Annotated in this window: 1 protein-coding gene; it reads left to right on the top strand. The window is 35.5% G+C overall.

Translation table 11 applies throughout. From position 1 onward, the window contains the following. Positions 1–19: 19 nt before the first annotated feature. Positions 20–332, top strand: a 313-nt coding sequence (locus IEJ02_RS48080) for a lipocalin/fatty acid-binding family protein (RefSeq protein ID WP_191070547.1), incomplete at its 3' end; no start/stop codon positions are given.

Raw genomic sequence — 332 nt, forward strand, 5'->3', positions numbered from 1 at the left:
CAAAATTTGAGTATCCAAAATGGTTCAAATTTCTGGAAAGTACGAAGTTGTTAGGGCTGACAATTTCGAAACCCACTTACTTTCAATGGGTGCTCCTAAAGAAGTCGTTGAAAAAGTGAAAGATTTCAAAGCAGTACAGGAATTCAAACACAATGGAAATAAAATAACGGTAGATATCCACGATGATGGCTTCCATTCAGACTTAATTCTGAACCAAGAAGTTGATGAAAAACTGAGTGCCGATCTAACAATTAAGACAACTGCTTATCTAGATGGCGACACACTTACATTGAAATCTAAATATCCAAATGGAAAGAGCGAAACAAAAATAC

The organism is Streptomyces sp. 5-10 (assembly GCF_014712245.1).
Lineage (GTDB): Bacteria > Actinomycetota > Actinomycetes > Streptomycetales > Streptomycetaceae > Streptomyces > Streptomyces violaceusniger.